This window comes from Sulfitobacter sp. M05, from assembly GCF_029285175.1.
In the GTDB taxonomy this organism is placed as follows: Bacteria; Pseudomonadota; Alphaproteobacteria; order Rhodobacterales; family Rhodobacteraceae; genus Sulfitobacter.
In genome coordinates this window covers 55223-81754 of sequence record NZ_JABEDH010000006.1, presented here as the reverse complement: position 1 = coordinate 81754, position 26532 = coordinate 55223, and the positions used below count along the sequence as shown (strand labels likewise).

Annotated in this window: 21 protein-coding genes; 8 read left to right on the top strand and 13 right to left on the bottom strand. The window is 56.1% G+C overall.

Features of this window, described 5'->3' with window-relative positions:
* Positions 1-33: 33 nt before the first annotated feature.
* Both HKX44_RS17740 and HKX44_RS17735 read left to right on the top strand, forming a co-directional pair.
* Positions 34-546, top strand: a complete 513-nt coding sequence (locus HKX44_RS17740; RefSeq protein ID WP_276152713.1) for a GNAT family N-acetyltransferase — start codon at positions 34-36, stop codon at positions 544-546.
* 895 nt (positions 547-1441) lie between these two features.
* Positions 1442-2347 (top strand): bestrophin family ion channel, encoded by a 906-nt coding sequence (locus HKX44_RS17735; protein ID WP_276152714.1) that lies wholly within the window; start codon positions 1442-1444, stop codon positions 2345-2347.
* A gap of 42 nt (positions 2348-2389) precedes the next feature.
* On the opposite strand, the gene HKX44_RS17730 is transcribed toward HKX44_RS17735, so the two are convergent.
* From HKX44_RS17730 to HKX44_RS17715, 4 genes are all read right to left on the bottom strand, one after another.
* Positions 2390-5179 (bottom strand): bifunctional aconitate hydratase 2/2-methylisocitrate dehydratase, encoded by a 2790-nt coding sequence (locus tag HKX44_RS17730; protein ID WP_276152715.1) that lies wholly within the window; start codon positions 5177-5179, stop codon positions 2390-2392.
* Positions 5180-5672: 493 nt separating this feature from the next.
* Positions 5673-7622 (bottom strand): TonB-dependent receptor, encoded by a 1950-nt coding sequence (locus HKX44_RS17725; protein ID WP_276152716.1) that lies wholly within the window; start codon positions 7620-7622, stop codon positions 5673-5675.
* 187 nt (positions 7623-7809) lie between these two features.
* The gene (locus HKX44_RS17720) at positions 7810-8511 is read right to left on the bottom strand and encodes a GntR family transcriptional regulator (RefSeq protein WP_276152717.1); all 702 of its coding nucleotides are present in this window, start codon (positions 8509-8511) and stop codon (positions 7810-7812) included.
* Complete coding sequence (locus HKX44_RS17715) at positions 8508-9872, bottom strand: formimidoylglutamate deiminase (RefSeq protein WP_276152718.1); 1365 nt, start codon at positions 9870-9872, stop codon at positions 8508-8510. The genes HKX44_RS17720 and HKX44_RS17715 overlap by 4 nt, the downstream gene beginning before the upstream one ends.
* A 76-nt stretch (positions 9873-9948) precedes the next feature.
* On the opposite strand from HKX44_RS17715, the gene hutI reads away from it, so the two are divergent.
* The 6 genes from hutI (at position 9949) to HKX44_RS17685 (ending at position 17333) form a co-directional block, all read left to right on the top strand.
* Positions 9949-11142, top strand: a complete 1194-nt coding sequence (gene hutI / locus HKX44_RS17710; RefSeq protein ID WP_276152719.1) for an imidazolonepropionase — start codon at positions 9949-9951, stop codon at positions 11140-11142.
* The gene (gene hutH, locus HKX44_RS17705; protein ID WP_276152720.1) at positions 11139-12680 is read left to right on the top strand and encodes a histidine ammonia-lyase; all 1542 of its coding nucleotides are present in this window, start codon (positions 11139-11141) and stop codon (positions 12678-12680) included. The genes hutI and hutH overlap by 4 nt, the downstream gene beginning before the upstream one ends.
* Complete coding sequence (gene hutG, locus HKX44_RS17700) at positions 12677-13471, top strand: N-formylglutamate deformylase (protein WP_276152721.1); 795 nt, start codon at positions 12677-12679, stop codon at positions 13469-13471. Before hutH ends, hutG begins: the two co-directional genes overlap by 4 nt.
* The gene (gene hutU, locus HKX44_RS17695) at positions 13471-15141 is read left to right on the top strand and encodes a urocanate hydratase (protein ID WP_276152722.1); all 1671 of its coding nucleotides are present in this window, start codon (positions 13471-13473) and stop codon (positions 15139-15141) included. The genes hutG and hutU overlap by 1 nt, the downstream gene beginning before the upstream one ends.
* A gap of 17 nt (positions 15142-15158) precedes the next feature.
* Entirely contained in the window at positions 15159-16199 is a 1041-nt protein-coding gene (locus HKX44_RS17690) for an aromatic ring-hydroxylating dioxygenase subunit alpha (RefSeq protein WP_276152723.1), read from the top strand.
* A gap of 90 nt (positions 16200-16289) precedes the next feature.
* Positions 16290-17333: a GlxA family transcriptional regulator gene (locus HKX44_RS17685; protein WP_276152724.1), complete on the top strand. Its 1044-nt coding sequence runs from the start codon at positions 16290-16292 to the stop codon at positions 17331-17333.
* A 15-nt stretch (positions 17334-17348) separates the two neighbouring features.
* Here the strand turns inward: HKX44_RS17685 and HKX44_RS17680 are convergent, their stop codons facing one another.
* From HKX44_RS17680 to HKX44_RS17640, 9 genes are read right to left on the bottom strand one after another with little or no spacing between them, the layout of a single operon-like run.
* Positions 17349-18578: an FAD-dependent oxidoreductase gene (locus HKX44_RS17680; protein WP_276152725.1), complete on the bottom strand. Its 1230-nt coding sequence runs from the start codon at positions 18576-18578 to the stop codon at positions 17349-17351.
* Position 18579: 1 nt separating this feature from the next.
* Positions 18580-18894 (bottom strand): 2Fe-2S iron-sulfur cluster-binding protein, encoded by a 315-nt coding sequence (locus HKX44_RS17675; protein ID WP_276152726.1) that lies wholly within the window; start codon positions 18892-18894, stop codon positions 18580-18582.
* A 10-nt stretch (positions 18895-18904) separates the two neighbouring features.
* On the bottom strand, positions 18905-19666 hold the full coding sequence (locus HKX44_RS17670) for a glucose 1-dehydrogenase (protein WP_276152727.1): 762 nt from the start codon (positions 19664-19666) through the stop codon (positions 18905-18907).
* Position 19667: 1 nt separating this feature from the next.
* Positions 19668-20279 (bottom strand): HD domain-containing protein, encoded by a 612-nt coding sequence (locus HKX44_RS17665; protein WP_276152728.1) that lies wholly within the window; start codon positions 20277-20279, stop codon positions 19668-19670.
* Positions 20276-21715 carry an aldehyde dehydrogenase family protein gene (locus tag HKX44_RS17660; protein WP_276152729.1) on the bottom strand — a complete coding sequence of 480 codons (1440 nt, stop codon included), beginning with the start codon at positions 21713-21715 and terminating at the stop codon, positions 20276-20278. Before HKX44_RS17660 ends, HKX44_RS17665 begins: the two co-directional genes overlap by 4 nt.
* A 10-nt stretch (positions 21716-21725) precedes the next feature.
* On the bottom strand, positions 21726-22331 hold the full coding sequence (locus HKX44_RS17655; protein ID WP_276152730.1) for an HD domain-containing protein: 606 nt from the start codon (positions 22329-22331) through the stop codon (positions 21726-21728).
* Between the two features lie 51 nt (positions 22332-22382).
* On the bottom strand, positions 22383-24194 hold the full coding sequence (locus HKX44_RS17650; RefSeq protein WP_276152731.1) for a PEP-utilizing enzyme: 1812 nt from the start codon (positions 24192-24194) through the stop codon (positions 22383-22385).
* A 35-nt stretch (positions 24195-24229) separates the two neighbouring features.
* Positions 24230-25291, bottom strand: coding sequence for a PEP/pyruvate-binding domain-containing protein (locus tag HKX44_RS17645; RefSeq protein WP_276152732.1), 1062 nt, complete (start codon positions 25289-25291; stop codon positions 24230-24232).
* On the bottom strand, positions 25291-26529 hold the full coding sequence (locus HKX44_RS17640; RefSeq protein ID WP_276152733.1) for a cytochrome P450: 1239 nt from the start codon (positions 26527-26529) through the stop codon (positions 25291-25293). Before HKX44_RS17640 ends, HKX44_RS17645 begins: the two co-directional genes overlap by 1 nt.
* Positions 26530-26532 lie beyond the last annotated feature (3 nt).

The following is a 26532-nucleotide window of genomic DNA, read 5'->3' as shown; positions in this document are numbered from 1 at the left end:
GTACCAAGGGCAGTTCAGAAAGAGGCGCGGCGCATGGAAATGATCAAAACCATTGATCCAAGGGTCATGATCAGACAGGCCAGCGGAGAGGATGCCGCAGCTGTTCTGGGTTATATGCGCAAACTGGGTGCCTATCAAAAGATGTCAGAGGCGATCACGGCAACAGAGCCGGAGATAAAACGGTTGCTGGATGAGAACCTTGGCGCGGCGATTTTCGGCTATTATGATGCGCAGATTGTCAGCTTTGCCTTTTACCATCGCAAGGCTTCGGCATTTTCCGGGCGTTCCGGATTGTATATCGATGCATTTTTGGTCGATGCAGAGATCCGCCATATAGGTCTGGGTAAAATTCTGATGGGATACCTGTGCCGGTTGGCGTTGGATCAAGGGGACCAGTTTCTTGAATGGGGCTGTTTGGACTGGAACACACCGGCGATAGAATTCTACAAAAACCTAGGAGCCTATAGTGTGGATGACATGACGATTTATCGCTTCAGGCCTGAACACTTGCAGGCCGGTGCCCTGTTGTTCGAACCTGCACGCTAAAGCGTCCCGCCATTAACCTGAGCCATCATATATTGCTTTTCGCGTTCGACCAAAGGACGGGTGGCGAAAGCGATTCATGCTTAAGGCGGGGCGCTCTAGGGATTTTTCCGACAAAAGAACGCTGGCCGATGTGGCAGAGTGGTTGCAGGCATCCCCGAAGGTAGCGGCGAGCCATAGGGCCGCGGTAGATTTGGCACCGCTTTGAAATTTACTGCTGTGGATGCAAACCCGGTCCAAATTAACATAAGGTTTATTCTGGGCGCGCTGCTGTCCGGGGGTGCACATTCTAAACTGATGGATTGGATGCCCCTCCTGCTGGTTCAATATGGAGCCTGCCGAACTGCTTTGGTTCGGCAATATTGCAGGAGAAACAGATGTCAGAAGTACTTATTATTGGTGTCGAATTGGCCAAGCGCGTTTTTCAAATACGATAGCAACGTCGATCTTATGCACCGGTGATACTTTCTTGAGCACGTCGATTATTTTCTGAATGTCCATAGCGTCGTTCCATTCAGGAACAGCACCAACACAACGTCATTCACAAACGGATGTCATAGGGCCAATGGCTGATAGAAGATGTCTATACACATGGGGTGGTGTTTAGATATTTTGCGGCGATGGCCATCCTCCTAATAGTGCTGTAAAATTCATCGGTAATCGTGTGAATATCAACAATAATCCGTTGCATTCGCCTGGGCGTGATCCGCTCGGGTCGGAGGAATGCGGTTTAAAATGGCCAGGAACATTCGATGCTCGGTTTAGGACAACCATTTGAAACGAAGCCTGACGGTTGGACGTTTCTTTCCAGATTTCCAATGCTGACAGGGACAAGGTTCTTGGCGCCGATTTCTTTCAGCCAGGACGCCCGGGATGCTCGGCGCGCGGGCAACGCCCTATGATTGTCCGAGACCAGCCAGCCGCTTGGCAGTTGCTGTTTGCGATGCAGGGATCAATCATACCAAAAATCATTGGTAAGATATTGTTTGTAACAGTGATCTCCGCCGTTGTGTTTGTCGTTGACCGTTTTGTTTTTGGCTTACCCCATGTTTCGATCGCAGCAATGGGGATTTTTGGCGTGGCGCTATCCCTGTTCCTGGGGTTTCGCAACAATGCCGCCTATGATCGTTGGTGGGAAGGCCGCAAACTTTGGGGAGGTATGATTGCTGACATTCGTACATTGGGGCGGGACACGGTTTTATTTGTTCCTGATGCCAAAGCCCGGCGTGCAGTCTTGGAAATGGGGGCGGCCTTCGCCCACTTCCACCGCGGACATTTGCGCAAAGCTGATGTCTCGCTGCAGGCGGAACATTGGATCAGTGCCAGCCAAGTCAAAACTCTGTTGAAAACGCCAAATGCGGCCGATTCCGCTTTGCGCCAGATGGCCAATACCCTTGCAACGCTTGCGAAAGACGGTGGTCTCTCGGACTTTGGGCAGTTGCGGCTTAGCCAAATCCTCGCAAATTTGTCAGCAGCGCAGGCCGGTTGTGAGCGGATCGCAAATACACCTTTGCCTTTTGTTTACTCGCTGTTGGTCCGGCGTACGACTTATCTCTATTGCTGCCTTCTGCCTTTCGCTTTGATTGAAACGACGCAGCTTTTTGCACCATTGTTTTCAGCGATTGTGGCATATGTATTCTTTGGATTGCAGGCCGTCACGAACGAGCTGGAAATGCCCTTTCGAAATGTTGAAAACGGCCTGCCGCTGGATGCGATGTGCCGCATCATCGAGATTTCTGTCGCCGATGCCTTGGGCGATGCAGCACCGGAACCTCTGGAACCTGTCGCGCATGTCCTTACCTGATCGCAGCGCGAAAAAGTAAGGACATTACAGCGCTTGTCCGGTTTAGAAGTGCGCCGATCGTGTGGTTGAAGGCGCTGCCAATGGGGGGGCGAACCTTGTCAGGTCAATGCCCTCCACCGCGGTTTTGTACTCTTCCAGTGTCGGCGTGCGGCCCAGAATGGCGGAGAGAACAACAACCGGGGTCGATGCCAGCAAAGACTCGCCGGTTTTTTCCTCTGTATCCTCAACAACACGACCTTTGAACAGACGCGTCGATGTGGCCAGAACCGTATCGCCTTTGGCCGCTTTTTCCTGGTTCCCCATACACAGGTTACATCCGGGGCGTTCAAGATACAGGGTATTTTCATACTCTGTCCGCGCTTCTTTCTTTGGCATAAAGTCATCGAACTCAAAGCCGGAGTACTTCTGAAGTACCGCCCAATCCCCCTCTTCCTTCAACTCATCAATGATGTTGTAGGTAGGAGCGGCAACCACAAGGGGTGCTTTGAACGAGACATTACCTTGTTCTTTCTCAAGGTTTTTGAGCATTTGCGCCACAATTTTTACATCGCCCTTATGCACCATGCAGGAACCGACAAAACCCAGATCGACCTTTTTTTCGGCACGATAATGGGAAATTGGCCGGATGGTATCATGGGTATAGCGTTTGGAAACATCTGCGTTTGTCACATCCGGGTCGGCAATCATCGGTTCATTGATGACGTCCAGATCAACCACAACTTCTGCAAAGTACTTTGCGGTTTCATCGGGTATCAGAGCAGGTTTTTCACCAGACTGGATTTCTGCGATGCGGGTTTCGGCAATGTTGACCAACTTCTGCAGCATGCCGTTTTCATGCTCCATGCCCTTGTCGATCATGATCTGGATGCGGGATTTAGCGATCTCCAGCGATTTCACCAATGTCTCATCCTTAGAGATACAAATTGAAGCTTTCGCTTTCATCTCTGCCGTCCAGTCGGTGAACGTAAATGCCTGATCCGCAAGAAGCGTTCCCAGATGGACCTCGATGATACGGCCCTGAAATACGTTGTCGCCAAATTGTTCCAGCATCTGGGCCTGTGTGGCATGCACCACATCCCGGAAATCCATGTGCGGGGCCATTTCACCCTTAAAGGTCACCTTGACCGATTCCGGGATCGGCATGGACGCCTCTCCGGTGGCCAGCGCAAGGGCCACTGTGCCTGAATCCGCGCCAAAGGCCACACCTTTGGACATCCGCGTGTGGCTGTCCCCGCCGATGATAATCGCCCAATCATCCACGGTGATGTCGTTCAGCACCTTGTGGATCACATCCGTCATGGCATGATATTCGTTTTTGGGGTCGCGGGCTGTCACCAGGCCAAACTTGTTCATGAACGCCATAAGACGCGGCGTGTTGGCTTGGGCCTTAAGGTCCCAGACAGAGGCTGTGTGACAACCCGATTGGTACGCGCCGTCAACCGATGGAGACAACACTGTCGCGGCCATCGCTTCCAGTTCCTGACTGGTCATCAGGCCGGTGGTGTCTTGGCTGCCGACAATATTCACCTTTACCCGCACATCAGAACCGGCGTGCAAAACCTTGCCCGGTGTATTGCCGCGCGCGTTCTTGTTGAAAATCTTCTCAACCGCGGTCAGACCTTGCCCTTCATGCGAAATTTCTTTGGAAGCGGCAAAGGCCGATTTCAATTCAATGCCCAATGCTTCGCAGGCGAATGTCTGCAACTTTTTGCCAAATACAATCGCATAAGAGCCGCCAGCCTTCATGAACTCCAGCTTTTGCGGCGTAAACGAGCTGGCCATGTCGACCAACTCTTCGCCAGCCTCGCTCAACAGCTTTTTCTCTTTGGTGTTGATTGTCAGCACCGTGCCGGTTTCAACCGAATAGCGCTGTTCCAAGACCGGGTTGCCGTCGTTGTTCAGAACCGGCTTTCCGTCGGCGTCCAGCTTTTTGACCCAGTTCTTAAGATCGACACCGATACCGCCCGTTACACCGACAGTTGTCAAAAAGATTGGTGAAATGCCGTTGGTGCCTGCCACCACAGGGGCGATATTCACAAACGGCACGTAAGGCGAAGCCTTTTTGCCGGTCCAAAGCGCAACATTGTTAACACCTGACATCCGTGAGGATCCCACGCCCATTGTGCCTTTTTCCGCGATCAGCATAACGCGTTTATCTGGGTGCTGAAGTTTGAGCGCCTCGATTTCCTTTTGTGCCTCTTCGGAGATCATGCATTTACCGTGCAATTCCCGATCTGAGCGCGAATGCGCCTGGTTGCCGGGCGACAGAAGGTCCGTCGAGATATCACCTTCACCGGCGATAAAGGTCACGACTTTTACCTCTTCATCCACATCGGGCAGTTTGGTAAAAAACTCTGCCTCGGCGTAGCTTTCCAGAATGGCCCGCGCCATGGTGTTGCCTGCGTCCAACGCCGCCTTCAGGCGATCGGTGTCTGCCTCATAGAGGAAGACCTGGGTTTTCAATACCTCTGCGGCTTGCGTTGCCGTTTCGGCCTCATCGCCCAATGCCATATCCAAAAGCACTTCGACCGATGGTCCGCCTTTCATGTGAGACAACAGCTCGAAACTAAACGCCGGCGTGATTTCAGGGAGGCTTACCTCGCCGGTTGCCACCTGCTTGAGGAACTGTGCTTTGACGCCGGCCGCACCGGTCGTCCCGGGCAAGCTGTTGTAAATGAAGAAGTTCAACGCTTCATCACGATGCTCATGGCCCTCTTCGCGGATGATATCGATGATTTCAGCTGTCAGAGCAGCGTCATCGATGGGTTTAGGATTCAAGCCCTGCGCTTTGCGGGTCTCGATTTCCTCACGGTATTCTGTGTAAAGGCTCATGTTTATCATCCGGTCAAAATTCACAAGGGCTGCTCTGTCTGATCAGATTCAAAGAATCTGAACCCAGAATTGGCGATTTGTATGCTGCGGTATACCGAAACCGTCACTTAGACAAGGCCTCTGTTTGATCCACTGCCTCTCCTAACAGTTCCAGCGCGCGCCACAAAGGCCCGTGTGGCACTCATTGTCGCATATTAAGTGCCGCAGCCTAGCCCAGGCCGACATTTGCTGCGTCAGAGAGTTCAACCCATGATTAATCGACACCCTGTACAGAAAAACTTTCGAATCTAGCCTCCAACAGATCGACAGGACCACATAAATCCAGTTCGGCGTAACTTGACTTGGGCTTACCCCGATTGGGAACTGTATGTGTATGAGCCCGCCTCGCCGAAACGGTATCGCCCTTGATCGACAAGCCAAATCTTGGAATGGGCACGCAACATAAAATGCAGAACGATATGGGCCGGTTGCGTTTCATCCGGCCCAGAGTTGATTAAAATGCGATCCGTGCCGTGACCGCAAATGTCCGGCCCGCTTCATTCAACGGGATGACCCGCGATGACCCGATCCCATCAGAACTGCGCCCCGCATAGGTTTCGTCAAACAGGTTGCGCAGGTCAAAGCGAACCTCCAGATTCTCCATCTTTCGCGGCTTGTAGCTGGCATAAAGATTAACAGCCTCGTATCCAGGCAACTCAACCGCGGTATCATCGTTATCAAGCGCAATCTCAGCGGTGCCGCCAACACGCCATTCGTTTGTCACGTCCCAACCGGCCTCTAGTGCGATGATATGGCCGACAGGGCGGCCCAGATAATAATCTGTCGAACCGATCGTATCTTCGTTCAACTCAACGTCTGCATAGGTCCAGTTAAGCCGGGCAAATCCACGGTCCCAACCGTATTCCACAGACGCATCGATACCCTGCGACCTCAGATCAGCGGTTGCGCCACGGGCTCCGCCCGACGGCAACACGGCTGTAATGTCATCCACTTCAGTGCGAAAAAGCGCAGCACTTGCTTTCCAGGGGCCGTTGTCAAAACGCAGGCCAATACGGCCAGCGACGGCCCGTGATGAAGTGAAGCCGTCATAGCTCCAGCCACGACCAAAGTTAACAAGGGCCGCTTCGCCCAACTCGAACCCGCCCCAATTGGAGGCAAGACCGGCGTTCAACGTCAGCGTATCGGTAAGAACATAATCGACAGAACCGTTTACACTTACGCCTTCGCCGGAAAATTCAGACCCATCCGCCCCGGTGAATTCCTGTGCATCCACACGTGCGCCGTAGCTAAGGGAGACGCGGTCACTGATGTCCTGGCGCACTTGCGCAAAGATCCCGACGCTTTTCAGTTCTTCCTCGCCGGTATTGCCAAATGGCCCCGGCCCGCGCCCTTCGCCGCGCGCTGTTTCTCGAAAGAAATCCAGACCCGCTGTGACAGTGCCATTGGCAATCTGGAATTCGTTCTTGAAAGTACCGCTAAAGCTGGTGTTCGCCCCGTAAACACCGCTCGCGTCAATTTCTTGCTCGTTATAGCTTAGCTGGATCGTCGGGTCCCAAATGCCTTGCGGCTGTTCGTTAGTGTAGGTCAACGTATAGGAAGTGCGGCGCGACAATGCAGGCGTCAGAACTGAACCGCGTCCCACAACACCGGCAAAATCAGGCCGCGTGAACAAAATCCCGCCTGGCCCGGCTTGGGCGGCGCGCAAACCTGAATCTTCTGTCCGTGAAGCGGCAAATTCAACCCGATGGCCGGCTGCCGCAGTATAGGCCAGCTTGCCTACAAAATCGCTCAGGTCTGCCGCTGTTCCAAAAACCGCGTTGCCGTCACCGTCTTCATAATCATCGCTGTCGCGACGGGTCGCACTCAGCAGGTATTCAAAGCCGCCAGTCATACCATAAACGGCCGCCGCACTTTGCAGACCGCCACCGTTAGAGTCCCCGCCCAGCTTTCCATAGCCACCAAAGGTTTTGCCCTGTTGCAGCAGATCGGCGGCGTCTTTGGTTTCATAGGCAATTGAACCGGCCAAGGCGCTGGGGCCGGCATCCGCAGGGGCCAGACCTTCGCTTACTTCAACACGTTTAAGAAGTTCGGGATCAAGCAAGACGTTACCGGTGTGATGGAAGGCTGATTTGTTCTGTCGCGCCCCGTCGATCGTGACGGACAGCAGGCTTTCCTCGATGCCGTTAACAAAGACCTTTTGCGCAATCGCGGCACCTCCGCTGGCCGTGATCGAGCTTTCGCCGGCAAACACATCTTTGGTGGTAGATGGGTTGCGGTTTTCGATATCCGTATCGGTGATTTCCGAATTGCCTAGCAGAGCCTGCGCATCAGCGCTGCCGATACGAAGCACGCCAAGATCGACAGCATCTTGCGCGTAAGCGGCGGTTCCCTGGCAAAGGGCGGTTGTCAGCATCAGATAAGATGCCAGCGTTGTGTTCGTCATATCCCATGTTCCTTCTAGCGATGGATCGCTTTGATAGAGCTGGGATAGAGGTAAGTTCAGTGCCTGGCTTTCGATCAGTTTGCAGCACTAATGCACCTAATAGGCTGTTTCAATGGTGAAACTGATGCGCGTTCATTCCGTCGCGTTTCAGTGCGTGACGGAACACTGTGGTGTTTTTCCAGTCGCGCTAAAGCGCAGTGCGCAACTGATAACCAGGCGTGAACAAAAGACGCACCATTGTGACCGAGGCAGAGCTGTCCCAGGTCAGGCGGTCAATGGCAAATAGGGCGCTGCCCTGTGACACATTCAACATTTCCGCATGTTCCGCTGTTGCCTGCACGGCAGAAAACCCGATATCGCCATGCGTGTAAGGGGCATGTTTCATCAACCACTCATTTGCGCTCAATTTCTCAAAACTCTCCAGCTTTGCTTCGGGCACGACATTGGTATTGATCCAGCGGTCTTCGACCGCATAGGGGGTGTCATCGGACAGATGCAGCGCCTGCACATGCAGCAGGGCCTCACTTGCGCGGGTTTTCATCGCGCCGCTGACACTGACCGGTGGCGTCGTTTGTGACCGCTTGATCAGCAGGTACCCGTATTTCGCGCCATGTTCCTCGACCTCGTGGCGGATCACGGCAATATCAAGCGTGGCTTTGGCAACGGGTTCGGCGGCCACACGTGTCCCGGCCTTGCGTTTGCGGTCCAGAACACCGCTGTCTGCCAGTGATCTCAGCGCGCGATTCACCGTAGAACGCGCGCAGCCAAACTCAATCGCCAGATCAGCCTCGTTCGGGATCAGATCACCGGGGGCCCATTTGCGTGAATGGATCCGCCGGCGCACCTCTTCTTGTACGCTTCGCCAATTACGAAAGGTCGGCATATTCATAGGGCGTCTTTCAAGGTGTCGATTGTCCGTTTGTACGCAGCGACGATATCTGCGCGCTGAATATGATATCCGTCCTTTACCATATGTCGCCCAGCCGACCAAACATCCGTTACCAGTCGGTCATCACCGGCAAAAATCCAGGAATCCAGCACAGTGTCGTGTTCACGACCCCAAAGGTGTTCCGATGTTGTATCCAGCGAAAACATATCCGCAGATGATCCCACCTCAAGGCACCCTGTCTTGCGCCCGGAGGCTTGCGCACCGCCTCTTAGCACTGCGTCAAAGACCCGTCGACCGGTTGATCTGTCAGGCGAAGCCAGTGCCGCGCGGGTGCCGTCGCGCAACCGTTGAGAATAATCCAGCGTGCGGAGTTCTTCGCTCAGCGAAATGCGGATATTGCTGTCTGATCCGATGCCAATCGCCCCGCCGTTGTCCAGCCAGCGCACGGCGTCAAAAATCCCGTCGCCCAGACTGCTTTCCGTAATCGGGCACAGGCCGGCCACGGCACCGGATCGGGCAAGTGCGATTGTTTCTGTCGGGGTCATTTGTGTGCAGTGGATCAGGCACCAGCGGTCATTTAGCCCCATATGGTCCAAGGCCCAGTCAACGGGGCGCTTGCCCCATGCGCGTTCTACTTCCTCAACCTCTGCTCTTTGTTCGGCGAGATGCATGTGGATGGGGCCGCTGGGAAAAGCGGTGTTATAGGCTTTCAGATCGTCAATCCCGACAGCGCGCAGTGAATGCGGTGCCACGCCAATCTGCGTGTCTGCCGGGGCTTTAGCGATGCTGGCCCGCGCAGCGTCATGCAGTGTCTGGAATTGTTCGAAACTGTTGCCGAACCGGATTTGCCCCGCGGTCAAGGCGCGCTGGTCACATCCACCGTATTGATAATGCACTGGCAAAAGACACAGGCCGATGCCCGACTGCCCTGCCGCCGCCAGAACACGCTGCGACATTTCCGCAATGTTATCATAGGCCTTGCCGCCTGGTTGGTGGTGCAAATAATGAAATTCAACCGAGGCCCCATATCCCGATTCCAACATTTCCATCTGCACAAATGCTGTGATGGCCTCGATGTCTTCGGGGGTCAGTCGATCCAGAAACCGGAACATCAACTGGCGCCAAGTCCAGAAACTGTCGCTTGGATCAGGGCCGCGGCGTTCCGTCAGCCCAGCCATGGCGCGCTGAAAAGCATGGCTGTGCAGGTTTACCGGCGCGGGCAGCATCATCGGTACACAGGTGTCGCCAGCTGGCGTATCCGCCGCAATCGCGCTGATCCGGCCTGTGCCATCAATGTCGATGGAAACCCCGGAGGCCCATCCTGTTGGCAGCAAAGCCGTTTCAGCCCAAATCTTTTGCATGATCACTCCCCTTGACAGGCTATTATGTACGTACATAAAAACATTAAGAACGTCATTTAGCAAGTGAGTCGAAGAGATGCTGCTTACAAATGCCCAGATCGTTACCCTTCGGGATGATCACAGTTATGGCCTGATTACGAATGGCGCTATCGCTGTTGAAGACGAAAAAATCGCATGGGTTGGACGTGGCGATGCCATTCCCGATCCTTACCGTTCCAAATCGGTGTATGATCTGGCCGGCAAGCTGGTGACCCCTGCCTTGATTGATTGCCACACACATGTGGTGTTCGGGGGCAACCGTGCCGCTGAATTCGAGCAACGGCTGAACGGGGCCAGCTATGAAGAGGTTGCACGCGCGGGCGGCGGTATCGTTTCGACCGTCACAGCCACACGCGCCGCCACTGCGGACGCCCTGTTGCAAAATGCGCTGACGCGAGTGGACGCATTGATCGCCGAAGGTGTTACCTTGATCGAGGTGAAATCCGGCTACGGTCTGGATCGCGAGACAGAGCTGAAAATGCTGCGTGTGGCGCGTGAAATCGGCATGGCCCGTCCCGTTGATGTGCGCACCAGTTTTCTGGGAGCCCATGCCATTCCGCCCGAATACAAGGGCAAACCGGATGCCTATATCGACGATGTCTGCATCCCCACCCTGCGCGCCGCCCATGCGGAAGGTTTGGTCGATGCGGTTGACGGTTTCTGCGAAGGGATCGCCTTTGACACAGCACAGATATCCCGCGTGTTTGATGTGGCCGTGGAATTGGGTCTGCCCGTCAAGCTTCACGCGGAACAGCTCTCGAATATTGGCGGCACACAATTGGCGGCACGTTATGGCGCGCTTAGCGCAGATCATGTGGAATATGCCACAGACGCAGATGCCCAAGCATTGGCCAAGGCCGGGACCGTGGCCGTGGTTCTGCCCGGTGCCTATTATACCCTGCACGAAACACAGGCCCCGCCAATCGGGTCGTTTCGGGATCATGGGGTGGCAATGGCCTTGGCCACAGATTGCAATCCGGGGTCTTCGCCGCTGGCCTCGTCTCTTTTGACAATGAACATGGCCTGCACCTTGTTCCGCATGACACCGCTTGAAGCTTTGCTGGGTGTAACCGCCCATGCAGCCAGCGCATTGGGTGTCACGGACCGGGGCCGGATCGTCGCCGGGGCGCAGGCAGACCTTTGCGTCTGGGATGTGACCCATCCGGCGGAACTGGCCTATCGCATCGGGTTTAACCCGCTTTCCAATCGTATCTTCAGGGGGTCTCTATGACTGTCACACTCACGCCTGGCACCGCAACACTCGCGCAGTTGCAAGACATCTGGACGCATCAGCACCCCGTGGTTCTGCACCCATCGTCCCATGCCGGTATCGTGGCCGCACAGGCGCTCGTGATCAAGGCGGCCAATGGGGATGCAGCGGTTTATGGCGTCAATACCGGCTTTGGCAAACTGGCCAGTGTCAAGATCGCGTCCAAGGATGTGGCCACCTTGCAGCGTAACCTGATCCTGTCGCATTGCTGTGGCGTCGGCGAGCCGCTGGATGATGCGACCACACGCCTGATGATGGTTCTTAAACTACTGTCACTTGGGCGCGGGGCCTCCGGCGTGGCGATGACAACGGTCGAAATCATTCAGGATATGCTGGCAAAAGGCGTCACACCGGTCATTCCGGCACAGGGGTCTGTCGGCGCCTCGGGTGATCTTGCACCGCTGGCCCATATGGCCGCTGCGATGATCGGCGAAGGCGAGGCGATGTTTGACGGTCTGCGGATGCCAGCGGGCGAGGCCCTAGCCAAGGCTGGGATCACGCCGATCGTTCTGGGACCGAAAGAGGGTCTTGCCCTGATCAACGGTACCCAGTTTTCCACGGCCTGTGCGCTAGTCGGCCTGTGGGGTGCGTGGCGTAACGCGGCAACCTGTGTGCTGACCTGCGCATTGTCGACCGATGCAATTATGGGATCGACGGCACCTTTGCAGGACGCCATCCATACCCTGCGCGGGCACGCCGGCCAGATCGCAGTGGCGCGCGCGCAGCGGGCCTTGATGGCGGGGTCGCAAATCCGCGAAAGCCATGTTGATGGCGACACCCGTGTTCAGGATCCTTATTGCATCCGGTGTCAGCCGCAGGTGACCGGTGCCGCCATGGATTTGTTGCATTTTGCCGCCCGCACGCTTGAGGTTGAGGCGAACGCCGTAACCGACAATCCGCTGGTGCTGGTAGAGGACGACCTGATTGTGTCAGGGGGCAATTTCCACGCCGAGCCGGTTGGCTTTGCTGCCGATCAGATTGCCGTCGCAATTTCCGAGTTGGGCGCCATCGCGCAGCGGCGGGTGGCCCTGATGGTTGATCCTACTCTCTCCTTTGACCTGCCGCCGTTTCTAACCCCTGATCCGGGGTTAAACTCTGGCCTGATGATTGCCGAGGTGACCACTGCCGCGCTGATGAGCGAGAACAAGCATCTGGCTAACCCCTGCACCACTGACAGCACCCCCACCTCCGCCAATCAGGAAGACCACGTTAGCATGGCCGCCCATGCCGCGCGGCGCCTGTTGCGGATGAACAAGAACCTGAATGTCATTCTGGGCGTCGAGGCAATGTGCAGCGCACAGGGCATCGAGTTCCGCGCACCCTTGCAGACCAGTGATGCATTGAAGGCGGCGATGGCAGTATTGCGGGCGCAGGTGCCGGCCATTGCCGAAGACCGCTATATGGCACCCTCGATCGAAGCTGCTGCCGCCTTGGTTGAAACCGGGGCCCTTGCCGCGGCAGCCGCGCTGCCCGGCTTTGTCAAAGGTCAGGCGGCATGACACCTGTCAGCGTCAAGCAGGGCACCGGCCCCATCGTTCTGGGGCTGCCGCATACAGGGACATTTGTACCCGATGACATCGCGGCAAAACTGAACGACAACGGACGCAAGCTGGCGGATACGGACTGGTACATTGACCGGCTCTATGAGGGATTGCTGTCGGATGCGACAACCGTGCGCGCGAATTTCCACCGCTATGTGATCGACGCCAACCGCGATCCTTCGGGGGTCAGCCTGTATCCCGGGCAAAACACAACGACACTGGTTCCGCTGACCGATTTTGATGGGAAAGATATCTGGGACACCCCGCCTACGGGGCCAGAAATTGAAGAGCGCCGCCGCACCTATCACGCGGCTTATCACGCGGCACTCAAGGAAGAGCTGACGCGGGTACATGATCAGCATGGGGTCGCAATCCTTTATGATTGCCATTCCATTCGCAGCCGCATTCCCTATCTTTTTGACGGCACCCTGCCCGATTTTAACATCGGTACGAACAACGGCCAAACCTGCGCGCGGGTTCTTGAAACTGCGGCCTACGGTCTATGTCGCGCTGAAGACGGTTATAGCTCGGTACTGAACGGTCGGTTCAAAGGCGGCTGGACCACCCGACATTATGGCCAGCCAGAGACCGGTGTTCACGCCCTCCAGATGGAGCTGGCGCAATCCACATATCTGACGGCTGAAACCGCGCCCTGGACCTATGACAGTGCAAAATCCGAACGCCTGCGCGCGCCCCTTTCACGGCTGCTGGGCAAACTCTCACATATTGTTCTGAACGGAGACCTCTGATGACCAATTCCCGCCATAATCTGCGCGACATCTATCCCCCGACCGGCACTGAGATCACCGCCAAAAGCTGGCTGACCGAAGCGCCGATGCGGATGTTGATGAACAACCTGCACCCCGATGTTGCCGAGAACCCTCATGAACTGGTGGTGTATGGTGGCATTGGGCGGGCAGCCCGGACATGGGAAGATTTTGACGCCATCGTTGCAGCCCTGAAAGACCTTGATGAGACCCAGACGCTATTGGTGCAATCAGGTAAACCTGTGGGCGTATTCAACACCCACAAAGATGCCCCGCGTGTCTTAATTGCAAACTCCAATCTGGTGCCGCATTGGGCGAACTGGGACCACTTTAACGAGTTGGATAAAAAGGGTCTGGCAATGTACGGCCAGATGACCGCGGGTTCGTGGATATATATCGGCACACAAGGCATTGTGCAGGGCACCTATGAGACCTTTATGGAGGCGGGCCGCCAACATTACGACGGCAACCTCAAGGGACGCTGGATTCTGACCGGCGGTCTGGGGGGCATGGGCGGTGCGCAACCCTTGGCGGCTGTGATGGCCGGCGCGTGCTGTCTGGCTGTGGAATGTGACGAGACCCGTGCAGATTTCCGTCTGCGCACCCGTTACGTAGATGAAAAAACTCATGATCTGGACGAAGCACTGGCAATGATCGAACGCTGGACCAAAGCCGGCGAGGCAAAATCCGTGGCGCTGATTGGCAATGCCGCTGATGTGTTTCCTGAATTGGTCAAACGCGGTGTGAAACCCGATATGGTCACCGACCAGACCTCGGCACATGATCCGATCCACGGCTATCTGCCGCAGGGCTGGACCGTGGCGGAATGGCGCGCAAAACAGGAAAGTGCGCCGCAAGAGGTCGAAAAAGCCGCTCGCGCGTCGATGAAAACACAGGTCGCCGCGATGGTGGATTTCTGGAACGCCGGTGTGCCGACGCTGGATTACGGCAACAACATCCGGCAGGTTGCCCAGGAAGAAGGGCTCGAAAACGCCTTTGCCTTCCCCGGTTTTGTGCCCGCCTATATCCGCCCGCTTTTTTGCCGTGGCGTTGGCCCATTCCGCTGGTGTGCCTTGTCTGGCGATCCCGAAGACATTTACAAGACCGACGCCAAGGTCAAGGAACTGATCGACGATCCACATCTGCACAACTGGCTGGACATGGCCCGCGAGCGCATCGCGTTTCAGGGGCTGCCGGCGCGGATTTGCTGGGTCGGTCTGGGTCTGCGTCACAAGCTGGGCCTCGCGTTTAACGAGATGGTGCGCAACGGCGAACTTTCTGCACCTGTGGTGATTGGCCGAGACCACCTTGACAGTGGCTCGGTTGCCTCGCCCAACCGCGAAACAGAGTCTATGAAAGACGGCTCTGACGCGGTTTCGGACTGGCCGCTTCTTAATGCGATGTTGAACGTGGCGGGGGGTGCCACCTGGGTATCGCTGCACCATGGCGGCGGCGTTGGCATGGGCTTCTCGCAACATTCAGGTATGGTCATTTGCTGTGATGGTACCGAAGATGCCGACCGCCGGATTGCAAATGTCCTGTGGAATGATCCGGCAACTGGCGTCATGCGCCATGCAGATGCTGGATATGAAGAAGCCCTTGATTGCGCCCGTGAAAACGGCTTGAACCTGCCAGGTATTCTGGGCCGCTGAAAGAAAAGGAAACAGAGATGTTTTTAAAGAACGCTTGGTACGTTGCCGCTTGGGATCACGAGATCACACGTGAATTGCAACAGATTATGGTGCTTGGTGAAAAGATCTGTGTTTTCCGCTCTGAAGCTGGCGAGCTGGTGGCGCTTGAGGATGCTTGTCCGCATCGCAAGCTGCCACTCAGCAAGGGCCGGATCAAAGGAGATACGGTCGAATGCGGCTATCATGGGCTAACATTTAACTGTGCTGGGCAATGTGTCTGGGCCCCCGGCTCGGGCGGTATCCCGTCGAATGCCAAGGTGCGTGCCTATCCGCTGCACGAGAAATACGGGTTGGTCTGGATTTGGATGGGCAATCCGGCGCTGGCTGATCCCTCGGATATCTTCGAGATCGAGAATTACGCAGATCCTGCATGGGGCATCAACCGTGGCGACGCGATGGAGCTGGACTGCAACTATCTGCTGATGTGCGACAATCTGTTGGACCCGACACATGTTGCATGGGTCCACCAGAGCAGCTTTGCCGCTGATGCCACCAAAGACACGCCGCTGCGCATAAAAAAGACTGACGACGGTGTGATCGTGCATCGCTGGATGATGGATCACGAGCCGGCACCGTTTTACAAAAAAGTTGTCGAATTCGAGGGCAATTGCGACCGCTTGCAACACTACGAAGTGCGCTATCCATCCCATGCCTTGATTAAGGCTGTTTTCACGCCCGCAGGCACGGGCGGCCCTGATGGCCTGCTGCATGAAAAGACGTTTGTCATGGACAGTTATAATTTCATGACCCCGACGACAGAGACGCAAACACGGTATTACTGGTTCCAGCTGCGTAATATCCGCCCGGATGATAAAGAGCTGTCCAAGATGATGTCCGAAGACGTTCAGCACGCCTTTGAGGAAGACCGTGATGTTCTGAACGAGGTTCAAAAAGGCATGAGCAACAAGACAACGCCGCATATTGACTTGCCGATTGATGGCGGGCAATTGCGGTTCCGCCGGCAGTTGCAGGCGATGATTAACGAAGAACAACAAGTAGACAGCCAGATGGCAAAGTAGTCTAATCTGGCAATCATATATTGCAAACCAACAGTTTCGGGCCCGTTGGGGCCCGGCTGCCGCCCCGTTCCTCGGGCTGAAAGAGAAGACATGAGCAAACGCGATCAAGCAGATCTGGACCGGCCCGACCTCGTGCCGGCGGGTGCGTTCAGCTATCCGGTTAAAAACCCAAAACCGACCCGCTGGTTTGGGTTCCTGCTGCTGCCCCAGTTCACCCTGCTTGCCTTTAGCGCCGCGCTTGATCCGCTGCGCATCGCCAACCAGCTTGCCCAGAAACCACTTTACGGCTGGTCAGCCCTTTCACAAGACGGCAAGGCGGTAACATCATCGTCAGGGATCGACATCGACGTGCAGGCCGGCATCGCAGACTTGGCTGCCGACACCTATCTTTTCGTTTGCTCGGGTAACAACGGCACCAAGGTGGCACCGGAAAACCTGCTGGGGCAGGTCCGCCGCCATGCCCGGTTTGGCGGGAAGGTCGGCGGCATCTGCACCGGTGCCGCGACGCTTGCACGTGCCGGGCTTCTTGGTGGGAAACGGTTCACATTGCATTGGGAAAACCAACCCGGATTTATCGAAGCCTTTCCCGATCTTGAGCCAACACCGCAAAGATTTGAGGAAGATGGCACCCTGCTGACCTGTGGCGGCGGTGTCGCGGCAACAGAAATGATGATTTCCATCATTGCAAAAGACTATGGCGAGGATTTTGCCATCGCCGTTTCAGACATGTGTCTAAACGGGCCGGATGTCACCACGCGCGTCGAACAGCGGTCCTCGATTGCGAAGGCGATCAGCTCAAGAAACCCGCGCGTTCTTGCCGTGCTGCGGGCGATGTATGAAAATATCGAGAACCCGCTAACACTGGATGAACTGGCCACACATGCGGGCATCTCGCGCCGTCAGATCGAGCGCCAATTCAGACAGTTGCTGGACGAGGCCCCTGCCCAGACCTATCGAAATATCCGATTGGATCGGGCAAGATCACTGCTGATGGAAACCGATCTAAGCGTGGAAGAAATTGCAGTTGCCGCGGGGTTTAATGCCCGCAGCCTGTTTTCCCGGCATTACAAGGAACGCTACGGTGAAACCCCATATGGCCATCGTGGCCGGATCAGGGATTCGCAAATCACCTAAGCCATCTGACCGGGGCTAACGGTTCCGTGCCGCCATATAGGATTGTTTAAGCGTTTTCACGTCCCCGGATGCCAGTTGTTCCCGTGTTGGCGTGAACCCTTCCGCAATCATCTTGCGTGACAACATATGTTCACCGCCGCTGTTCAAGGTTTCGCATGTTACCAGATGACCATTTTTCAGGTGATAGACCGATTTCAAATTACCCTCCGCGTCGCGTGTCTCTATCTGTTCATCCGCTTCGTCGGACAAGCCAGCAATCTGAACCTTAAGCTTGCCAATGTCCGACCAGAACCAAGGCAGGGCGGTGTAGGGCGCCGGGCTACCTGTCAGCGTCAAAGCCAATGCACGCGCCTGATCGGTTGCGTTCTGAACCGACTCCAACCTTGTGCGTAAACCCAGGTGGACCTGAGGAAAGGCGACACAATCGCCAATTGCAAAGATATCGGCATCTTCTGTGCGCAGAAATTCATCGACAAGGATGCCATTTTCCGTACGCAGACTCGCATCCCGCGCCAGCATATCAACCGGCAAGGCACCGACTCCAATAAGGACATGATCGGCGGCCAGCACATTGCCTCCCAGATCGATGCCGCAAACGTTGCCGTCCTTTTGCGTAATCGCATCCACCGTCTGGCACAGATGCAGGGTGACATCGATTGACTGCAAATGGTTGGCAACCTGCTGCGCGATGGCATCACTTGTGGCCCGGCCCAACAAACGCGGCGCCACTTCGATTACGTCAACCTTCACCCCGCGCCCTGACAACATGGCCGCGGCCTCAAGCCCGATAAAGCCTCCGCCGATCACAGCTACACGGCGCATGGAAGGTAAGGCCGCGCGCATTGCCCGCGCATCCTGTGCAGTCCTGAGGTAAAACACTTCGGGCAGATCGGCCCCCGGTATCGACAGCCTGCGCGCACGGGTTCCAGTCGCAATGACCAGCTTGTCATAGGCAATTTTGCGGCCATCGCTGCAAACCACCACTTTGGCGGACCGGTCAATCTGTTCCACAACGGTGCCCAGTTTCAGGTCAATCCGATTCTGTTCAAAGAACACCTCGGCGCGCAAGGGCTGCAACGCGGTATCATGCGCCGCCATGAAGGATTTGGACAGTGGCGGCTTGTGGTAGGGGAAATCCGGGTCTTCCGACAGCAGGCTGACGGCGCCGTCAAACCCCGCGTCGCGCAGGCTGGCGGCCAATTGTACACCGCCATGCCCGGCCCCGATGATCAAAACGCCTGCCATGCTAGCGCCCGATCACTTTGAAAACAGTCCCGCCCAGATCCTCCGTCACAGCCAGCTGGCATGTCAGTCTGCTGTTGTCATGCATCTCTTCGGCGGTGAATTCCAGCGTGTCGGCCTCGTCGGTTTCCATTTTGGGCAGGGAAACGGGTGCCTCAACAACCAGACAGTGACAGGTCGCACACATGCAGGAACCGCCACACTCCGCATCAATACCGGCCACGCCGGCAGTGGTTGCGGCCTGCATGACGCTTTGTCCGCTTGTCACCTCAATCTCACGGCGCATACCGGAAGGTTCGATAAATACCAGCTTGGTCATATTCTGCTCCTCAGATGAATTGCCGACCACCGTCGACGACAAGGGTTTGTCCGGTGACAAAACCAGCAAGATCAGATGCCAGATATAACGCCGACCCGACCATATCATGCGCATCCGCAGACCGCTTGAGCGCCCCGCGCGTCACGCCGTAGTTCTGTGCATCCTCGATCAAATCAAGGCTGGCCTCGGTCAGGGTAAAACCCGGTGCAATGACATTTGCGCGGATGCCATCATCCCCCAGCTCACGCGCCAGAGACCGCGTCATTGCGATGACTGCCCCTTTGGAGGCCACATAATGCATCCATTGCGGCGAGCCGGAGAAAACCGTGGCAGAGGCCACGTTGACAATCGCGCCACCGCCGGCCTGCTTTATCAGGGGTGAAGCGGCGCGGGTCATTTGCCAGACCCCTTTAACATTGACCGCCATCACCTTGTCCCAGACATCTTCCTCGATCTCGGCAAAAGGCTTGCGTTCAAGCCCGGCATAGATCGCGGCATTGTTGATCACGATATCAAGCCCGCCAAGGGTCTGCTCGGCCACGGTGGCAAGGGCGGCACAGCTTGTTGCGCTGGTAACATCCACCTTGGCCCCGATTGCCTGTCCGCCCGCGCGGGTGATCCCTTCTGCGGTTTCGCGCGCGCCGCTCTCGTTCAGATCGGCGGCAATGACATGTGCGCCGGCGTCTGAAAACCCTTCGGCAAAGGCGCGCCCCAGACCGCCAGCGGCACCTGTAACGATGACGCGTTTATTCGCTAATCCCAGATCGGACATTCTAGATTTCCTTTAGATAGTGTTTTGACTGTGCTTCGGCACGTCCTGCCGCCAACAGGGCACCGGCGATGATCCGCCCTGCGGGGGTCAACATCGTGGGCATCACAAAGTCCTCAAGCATTGCCAGAGTTTCATCAATCCCGTTGCCGAACCAACCGCTGATTGTTGCCACCCCATGCGGTGTAAACCGCCACGCTTTGTCAGCATCTTTGACAAGAGCATCCTCTGGCGATGTCGCCCCCTGCCCCGTGTCGTGGCGGTCTATGATTGCAAGCACCGCATCAATATCAACACCGTTCGGCTGGTGCCTGCGCAGAATTTCACCGGCGATTTCCACACCATGCACCTCATGCGCGCGCACCAGATCGGGACGTGTTGCGTTGGGGCCCACGGCCTGGCTAAGCAGCTCAGGATCAATCCGTTTCCACCCAACATCGTGCAGCAAAATCGCCGGCAGTACGATGGCCGCATCAGCACCGCCCTCTTCTGCCAGCAAGGCCCGCGCCAAGCGATAGGAGATCAACGTGTGAACGTCATTTGAACGCACATCAAGAAAACCGCGGGCGTCCTGCCAAAGCGCAAGGTCGCGGGATATGAGCGTATCGGCAATCACGCAGGGACCTCGTAACTGAGGTACATGGTTTTGTATTCCAGATAACTTTCAACACCATAGCGGCCCTTTTCGCGGCCAAGGCCGCTTTCCTTTATACCGCCAAATGGCACGTAGTGAGACGACCGGTGAATGTCGTTCAACCAGACCGAACCCGCTTCCATTCCCTCGCAAAGGGTCAAACCCTTGGCCAGATCGCCAGCAAAGACAAACCCCGCCAGACCGTACCGGTTGTTGTTCGCGTGTTTCAGCGCCTCGAAAGCATCATCTACAACACAGATACCAAGCACCGGACCAAAGGTTTCTTCGGTCAGCACAAGCATGTCGTGGGTTGCATCGGCAATGATCGTTGGCGGGAAATAGAACCCTTGGTCAAATCCGGCACCTGTCTGGCGGTCGCCACCAAGGATTACCCGCGCACCTTTTTCACGTGCATCGGCGACCTGTATTTCGCTATTGGCATAGATTTTTTCATTAACCAGCGGACCAAGATCACCATCACAGCCCGCCGGAGCCAGCGTTAGCTGTGCCGCCTTTTCAGCCAGCCCGTTCAAGAATGCCTCGTACACCGGACGTTCCACATAGACGCGGTTGACGCGGTAGCAGAACTGTCCCGAATTGGCGAAACCATGCCGCGCAATGGCATTAACCGCCTTTTCAAGATTGGCGTCGGCACAAACAATAGCGGCACTTTGTCCGCCCAGTTCAAGCGTCACACGCTTCAATGTTCCTGTCGCCGCCGCCGCAATGGCCTTGCCGGCGGCGGTGCCACCAGTAAAGGCAATTTTGCGCGGCACAGGATGTTCGATCATCGCCGTGCCAATGCCGCGGCCCCTGCCCGTGACGACATTGAACACGCCTCGCGGAAGCCCTGCATCAAAGAACAGTTTGGCCAGCATCAGGGTAGACAGCGGCGTGTCTTCCGCCGGTTTGGCCACAACAGTGCAGCCAGCAACAAGTGCGGCACCCAGTTTGAACATCAACAGCGTGATCGGATAGTTGAAAGGTGTGATCGCCACGACCACACCCAAAGGATCACGGGTGACAATGGTCTTTTCACCCATTCCCGACGCCAGCGACATCGTGGCATTCAAGCGCAGACCTTCTTCGCCGTATACATCCAGCAAATCGGCTGAGCGGGTGATCTCGGCGACACAGGCCTGCAAAGGGCGACCCAGTTCGCGGTTAAGTGTCGCGCCAACTGCATCCGCGTTGTCGCGCATCGCCTGGGCACAGGCTTTCTGAATGCGGACACGTTCGGTCATGGGTACCTGTTTCCAGCTCTCAAACGCCTGCGCTGCGGCCTCGATGGCGGCATTGGCATCCCCTGCATCCCCGGTTGGAACGCTGTCAAAAACCGCGCCGGTGGCCGGCGCCGTCACGTTCTGGCGCGCGCCAGAGGCCGCCGGAGTCCATGCCCCGTTGATAAACATCTCCATGTGAGTTCCCCTAGAGTACGTGCAACATCAATGTGTTACGTGATGCGGCCAGTGTTTGTGCAGCAAACTGCCGGCCCGCTTCGGTTTCAAGTTTGTCTTTTTGATCCTCAAGCCGCTCTGCATAGGCACCGGGCGTCAGTTTGAACCAGTCACAGGCGACGGCGATACCGGTCACGTCAAAGCGCCACAGCTTGTCTGCGTCCCTGACGATCCGGTCATTCAGATGCCGCGGGTCCGGCCTTGTGTCGTGCCCGTCGATGATCTCGCAAACGGCGTCGATTGTGGCATCATCCCAAGCCGTAGATCTCAGCACTTCGGTGCCCAGTCTTACGCCTTCTTCTTCGTGCAGATAGCGCACGTCGGATTGCAGCATATTGGGCCCGCTGAACCCCTTTTCGATGATGTCCTGCATGTCGATCGAATGCCACCCGATATCATGCAGCAGGATGGCCAACAGACATATATCGCGGTCCGCTTCTGTATAGGTTTCCAGCAACTGCGCGGCCCACGCGAATGACAACGGGATGTGGACGTCGTTTTTGCGGGCCCGCATATAGGGTTTGGCGGCGCGCCATACGGGATCGTACCGTTCAAAACCTTGGCTCAAATCAAGCATTCCTGCCTCCAGTTCATGCGAGGTGCGCCAGATGCGCACCCCGGCCTTGCGTCAGCTCAACACGGTGACCTGTCCGGTGTTGCCGTCCACACGTATCCTGTCACCTGTCTTGATCTTGGTGCTGGCAGATCCGGTTCCCGTCACCGCCGGCAAGCCGTATTCGCGGCACACAATGGCAGCGTGGCTCATCATGCCGCCAATGTCGGTGACAGTGGCCTGAATCTTGCCAAACACAGGTGCCCAGCTTGGCGCGGTGACCGGCGCAACAAGGATTTCACCCTGTTCAATCTCGTCCAGCTGATCCGGGTTGCGGATCACCCGCGCGATCCCTTCAACCGCACCGGGGCTTGCCGCCATGCCGGTCAGGCCTTCGCTGGCCTCATCGCCGCCAATCCAGTTCTTGATCGAGTCCGAAGTGATGCCCCACAACATGATGGTAAACGGTTCCGTGATCACCTCGGGCGGGTTGTTCAATGCGGGCTGCGGTGCCTGCGTCGCCAGCGCATCAATGATGCCACGGCGCCGCTCGATCTCTTGCGGCCAATGTGTTGGTCCGGCCCATTCGCCGCCAACAGCCCAAGCATTGCCATAGTCGAAAATGACATCCCGCACCTCGTTACGGGTCAGGTAGAACATACCGTCTTCGGTTGGCCAGAACCCCTCTTCGTGAAGCAGCTTGGACAGCGCACGCATCTTTTTCCAGAACACGCCCATCGACCAATGTTCGATGTAGAAATTGTGATCTTCGACATATGGATAGACCGTCCGAGCCAGCCCCATTTTACCTTGAAACGCCTCAGCGGCTTCAGGCGACATCATCTCCTGATACTCTGACGCAATCCGGTCACGTTCGGCGTGAAGCGCGTCCATCGGACGCTCTATTGTCTCACCCGCCTCGATCCGTTCAATGTAATTGCGCAGATACCCCAGTGGAATATCAAGGTGTTCGTTCCAGTATTTGTCGGTTGAATAAAAACCATTGCCGGTGGTGTAATTGAACCACGGGTCTTTCGCGGCTTCCCATGCCGCAACCCATTTGGCACCCTCCGGCTGGCTTTGAACCGCGGCCAGCGCTTCCTCTACCGAACCGGTTTTCAATGCCTCTGCAACGCCCAGTTCCACCGCGAGACGGGCAAGTTTCTTTACCTCGTCATCGGGTCGGAACAAATCGCTGTTGTGGCCCTGCACCATCTTTGCAATCGCCTGATCCGGGATCGACGGGAACTGCTCCTTCATGAATCCAAAGAAATCCAGATAGGCGGCATAGCCAAGGTTCAGGAACTCAAAATGGTACTGCCATGTCCGATAAATCAGCTGGATCATGCGGTCATAGTTTTCCGAAAGGGCGGTTGTGTTATCAAGACCCACGCCATCCTTGACCCATTCCACCGGTACCACGTCAGGCAATTTTTCAAAGCTGATCGCTTCCATCTCGTCGATGTTGGCTTTTACCTTTTTGTGCCAGTTCTCAAGCAGAGACGGCCAGTTCTGGAAGTAATGCCCCGCACGGTCCATGAACTGCGGCACGCGGTCCTCGATCAACTCGGGCGCGACCCCGATAGGCGACATGTACACATAACCGTTGTGGATTCTGTAATCGACACCATTGGCAGGCGGCACCAGATAATGGCGGGTGTTATACTGGCCAAGACATTTGACCGCGAATTCAACCGTCATCGCATCAAAAGGCTTGAACGGGTTCGGCCAATGCTGGCTGTCACAGAACCAGAATTTTTGGTCCTCTTTCTCGCGCAAAGCCGGCTGGAACTTCAGGTAATAGGGATAAAGGTCTTCCCAACCTTCTGCCCCTGCTGGCGCTTTCAGGTCATATGCGCTTGGAAACATTGATGTCTTTGCATCCATTTCACTTCTCCTCCCAGAGATTTCTGTGTTCTGATTTATTTTTTTGATCCGACAGGATTGTTCAGAGCCCCAACCATCCCCATCATTCCCGTTGCAAAGCTTTTGGCGGGTTGCTCTATCGGCTTTTGCGACCAGACCGTTTCCGGACGGCTTTGCAGGGCAACAAGGTTTTCCCCCTCTGGAAGGTCGGCATCGAAGGCCCATTCGACATCTTGCGGGCACTTGTTCTGACGTTCGAGTGCCTTTGCCAGTTTCGCCACCGCAATCACCTGCGCATCTGTCAGACATTGCGCCTTGCGCCGGTCCGCATCGACCTCCCGCTCCACGGTGGTGGCGGCGGCAACATCTGGCACCAGCTCGATATGTTTGTCGGAAACCTTGCGGTCTATGACTTCCATCAGCACTTTTTCGACAGTGAAATTGTCCGGGGTGACGATGCCTGACACGACCAATTCGCCCAGCCCGTATGACGCATCAATTACGATCCGCGTGCGATCACCGGTCAGGGGATCAAGCGTCATGGCAACACCGGCAGTCTGGGCATTGACCATCTTTTGAACTGCCACACTCATCAGCACATCAATCTGGCCCAGATCGTGATCATGGCGGTACTTCATGGCACGGGCCGTGAACAAGGACGCCCAGCAATCGCGCACATGTTCAATGACCGAATCCGCCCCGACCACCCAAAGATAAGTATCCTGCTGCCCTGCAAAAGAAGCATCAGGCAGGTCTTCCGCCGTGGCGGAAGAGCGCACAGCAACCGGCATGTCACGGCCCATCGCAGTGTAATCGTCGCGGATCGCCGCTTCGACCGCCGCAGGGATCTTGTGAGAACGGAAACGGATCTGAATGGCCTGCGCAGACCGTTCAAGAGAGGGCACATTGTCAAAATCGGTGCTGTCCAGCTGTGCTTGGATTTCGGCACGCAGGCCGGTTTCATCCAGCATCGCAACATAGGAATCCGTTGTCACTGCAAACCCTGTGGGGACAGCAACACCGGCTTGAGTCATCTCGCCCAAACTGGCGCATTTCCCACCCACACGGGCATGGTCAGCAGTTCCGATACCGCTGAACGGCAAGGTAAATTTGGTCATCAGGCAGCCTCCAAACCCAGATCCAACATCACCTTATTCGGGACGCGGAACGAGATATTATGCAGATATTCAATGTGTTGATCCGGTTTCATCGTCATGTTCGGGAACCGCGACGCAAGTTCTCTCAGCATGATCCCGAACTCCAGTTTCGCCAGTTGGAAGCCAATACAGAAATGTATGCCATAGCCGAAACTAAGATGATTGCGGGCGTTATCGCGATGGATGTCGAAGGTTTCAGCATTCTCAAAAACCGCTTTGTCGCGGTTACCCGAGCCCATCACCAACAGAATATTCGCGCCCTCAGGTACAGGCACACCGCCGATGGCCGCCTTCGTTTTGGCGCGGCGGCGCCATGACACAATCGAAGGCTCGAACCGCAGAACTTCCTCGGTGGCTTTCGGGATCAGGGATGGGTCTGCGCAAATGGCCTCCCAAGCGTGCCGGTTCGACATCAAGGTAATCACAGCGTTCGACATCAAGGTGGTGGTGGTCTCATGCCCGGCAAACAACACGGAATACATCACCCCGGCGATTTCCTCATCCGTGATATCGGCACCGTTGGCCTGCGCCTGCACCATATCAGTGGGGAAATCGTCACCCGGCGTTTCCTTGCGAGCAGCAACAAGATTACGGCAATAGGACCAATACTCGACCATCTTTTGCGCCAGCGGCAATTGCTCTTCGTCGCTCAAGTTGCCCCAAGTCAACAGCGCCCGGCTTGCGGCCCAGTCCTTCACCTTCGGCACATCGTCATCCGGGATACCCATCAGCGCGAACAACACCAACGCTGGAACATCATAGGCCACTTCGCGGAAAAAATCACAGGACCCAGCTATCGCAATTTTGTTCAGATGGCGGTCGATGATGGCCTCAATACGTGGCTGGATCGCTTTGAACCGGCGGGGACCAAATGCGGATTGTGCAATCTTGCGGATACGCGTGTGATCCGGCGGGACCCGGGCAGACAAACCCGAATACACGGTAAATCCGCCGTCTTTCATAATCTGCTTACCCGCATCACACATTGGCCGCATCGGGGCCTGTGCATTGTCTGATGAAAACGTGTTCCAATCTTCAAACACAGCTTTGACATCAGCATGACGCGTTACAATCCAGTACCCTGTCTGCGGGTCCTGAAACACTGGCGCCTCTTCGCGCAACTCCAGCCATTTGGCATGCGGCGCGTTGAGGTCAAAAATATCGTATCCCTCAGTACTGAGGTGTTTCTCGACGGTCATCAC

Excerpts from the sequence above, each read along its gene's own strand:
- hutU (WP_276152722.1), top strand. The coding sequence starts at position 13,471 with ATGACCAATTCCCGCCATAATCTGCGCGACATCTATCCCCCGACCGGC.
- hutI (WP_276152719.1), top strand. The coding sequence starts at position 9,949 with ATGCTGCTTACAAATGCCCAGATCGTTACCCTTCGGGATGATCACAGT.
- HKX44_RS17740 (WP_276152713.1), top strand. The coding sequence starts at position 34 with ATGGAAATGATCAAAACCATTGATCCAAGGGTCATGATCAGACAGGCC.
- HKX44_RS17675 (WP_276152726.1), bottom strand. The coding sequence starts at position 18,894 with ATGACCAAGCTGGTATTTATCGAACCTTCCGGTATGCGCCGTGAGATT.
- HKX44_RS17670 (WP_276152727.1), bottom strand. The coding sequence starts at position 19,666 with ATGTCCGATCTGGGATTAGCGAATAAACGCGTCATCGTTACAGGTGCC.
- HKX44_RS17650 (WP_276152731.1), bottom strand. The coding sequence starts at position 24,194 with ATGGATGCAAAGACATCAATGTTTCCAAGCGCATATGACCTGAAAGCG.
- HKX44_RS17690 (WP_276152723.1), top strand. The coding sequence starts at position 15,159 with ATGTTTTTAAAGAACGCTTGGTACGTTGCCGCTTGGGATCACGAGATC.
- HKX44_RS17685 (WP_276152724.1), top strand. The coding sequence starts at position 16,290 with ATGAGCAAACGCGATCAAGCAGATCTGGACCGGCCCGACCTCGTGCCG.
- HKX44_RS17660 (WP_276152729.1), bottom strand. The coding sequence starts at position 21,715 with ATGGAGATGTTTATCAACGGGGCATGGACTCCGGCGGCCTCTGGCGCG.
- HKX44_RS17725 (WP_276152716.1), bottom strand. The coding sequence starts at position 7,622 with ATGACGAACACAACGCTGGCATCTTATCTGATGCTGACAACCGCCCTT.
- HKX44_RS17730 (WP_276152715.1), bottom strand. The coding sequence starts at position 5,179 with ATGAGCCTTTACACAGAATACCGTGAGGAAATCGAGACCCGCAAAGCG.
- HKX44_RS17655 (WP_276152730.1), bottom strand. The coding sequence starts at position 22,331 with ATGCTTGATTTGAGCCAAGGTTTTGAACGGTACGATCCCGTATGGCGC.
- hutH (WP_276152720.1), top strand. The coding sequence starts at position 11,139 with ATGACTGTCACACTCACGCCTGGCACCGCAACACTCGCGCAGTTGCAA.
- HKX44_RS17680 (WP_276152725.1), bottom strand. The coding sequence starts at position 18,578 with ATGGCAGGCGTTTTGATCATCGGGGCCGGGCATGGCGGTGTACAATTG.
- HKX44_RS17720 (WP_276152717.1), bottom strand. The coding sequence starts at position 8,511 with ATGAATATGCCGACCTTTCGTAATTGGCGAAGCGTACAAGAAGAGGTG.
- HKX44_RS17735 (WP_276152714.1), top strand. The coding sequence starts at position 1,442 with ATGATTGTCCGAGACCAGCCAGCCGCTTGGCAGTTGCTGTTTGCGATG.
- HKX44_RS17640 (WP_276152733.1), bottom strand. The coding sequence starts at position 26,529 with ATGACCGTCGAGAAACACCTCAGTACTGAGGGATACGATATTTTTGAC.
- hutG (WP_276152721.1), top strand. The coding sequence starts at position 12,677 with ATGACACCTGTCAGCGTCAAGCAGGGCACCGGCCCCATCGTTCTGGGG.
- HKX44_RS17715 (WP_276152718.1), bottom strand. The coding sequence starts at position 9,872 with ATGCAAAAGATTTGGGCTGAAACGGCTTTGCTGCCAACAGGATGGGCC.
- HKX44_RS17645 (WP_276152732.1), bottom strand. The coding sequence starts at position 25,291 with ATGACCAAATTTACCTTGCCGTTCAGCGGTATCGGAACTGCTGACCAT.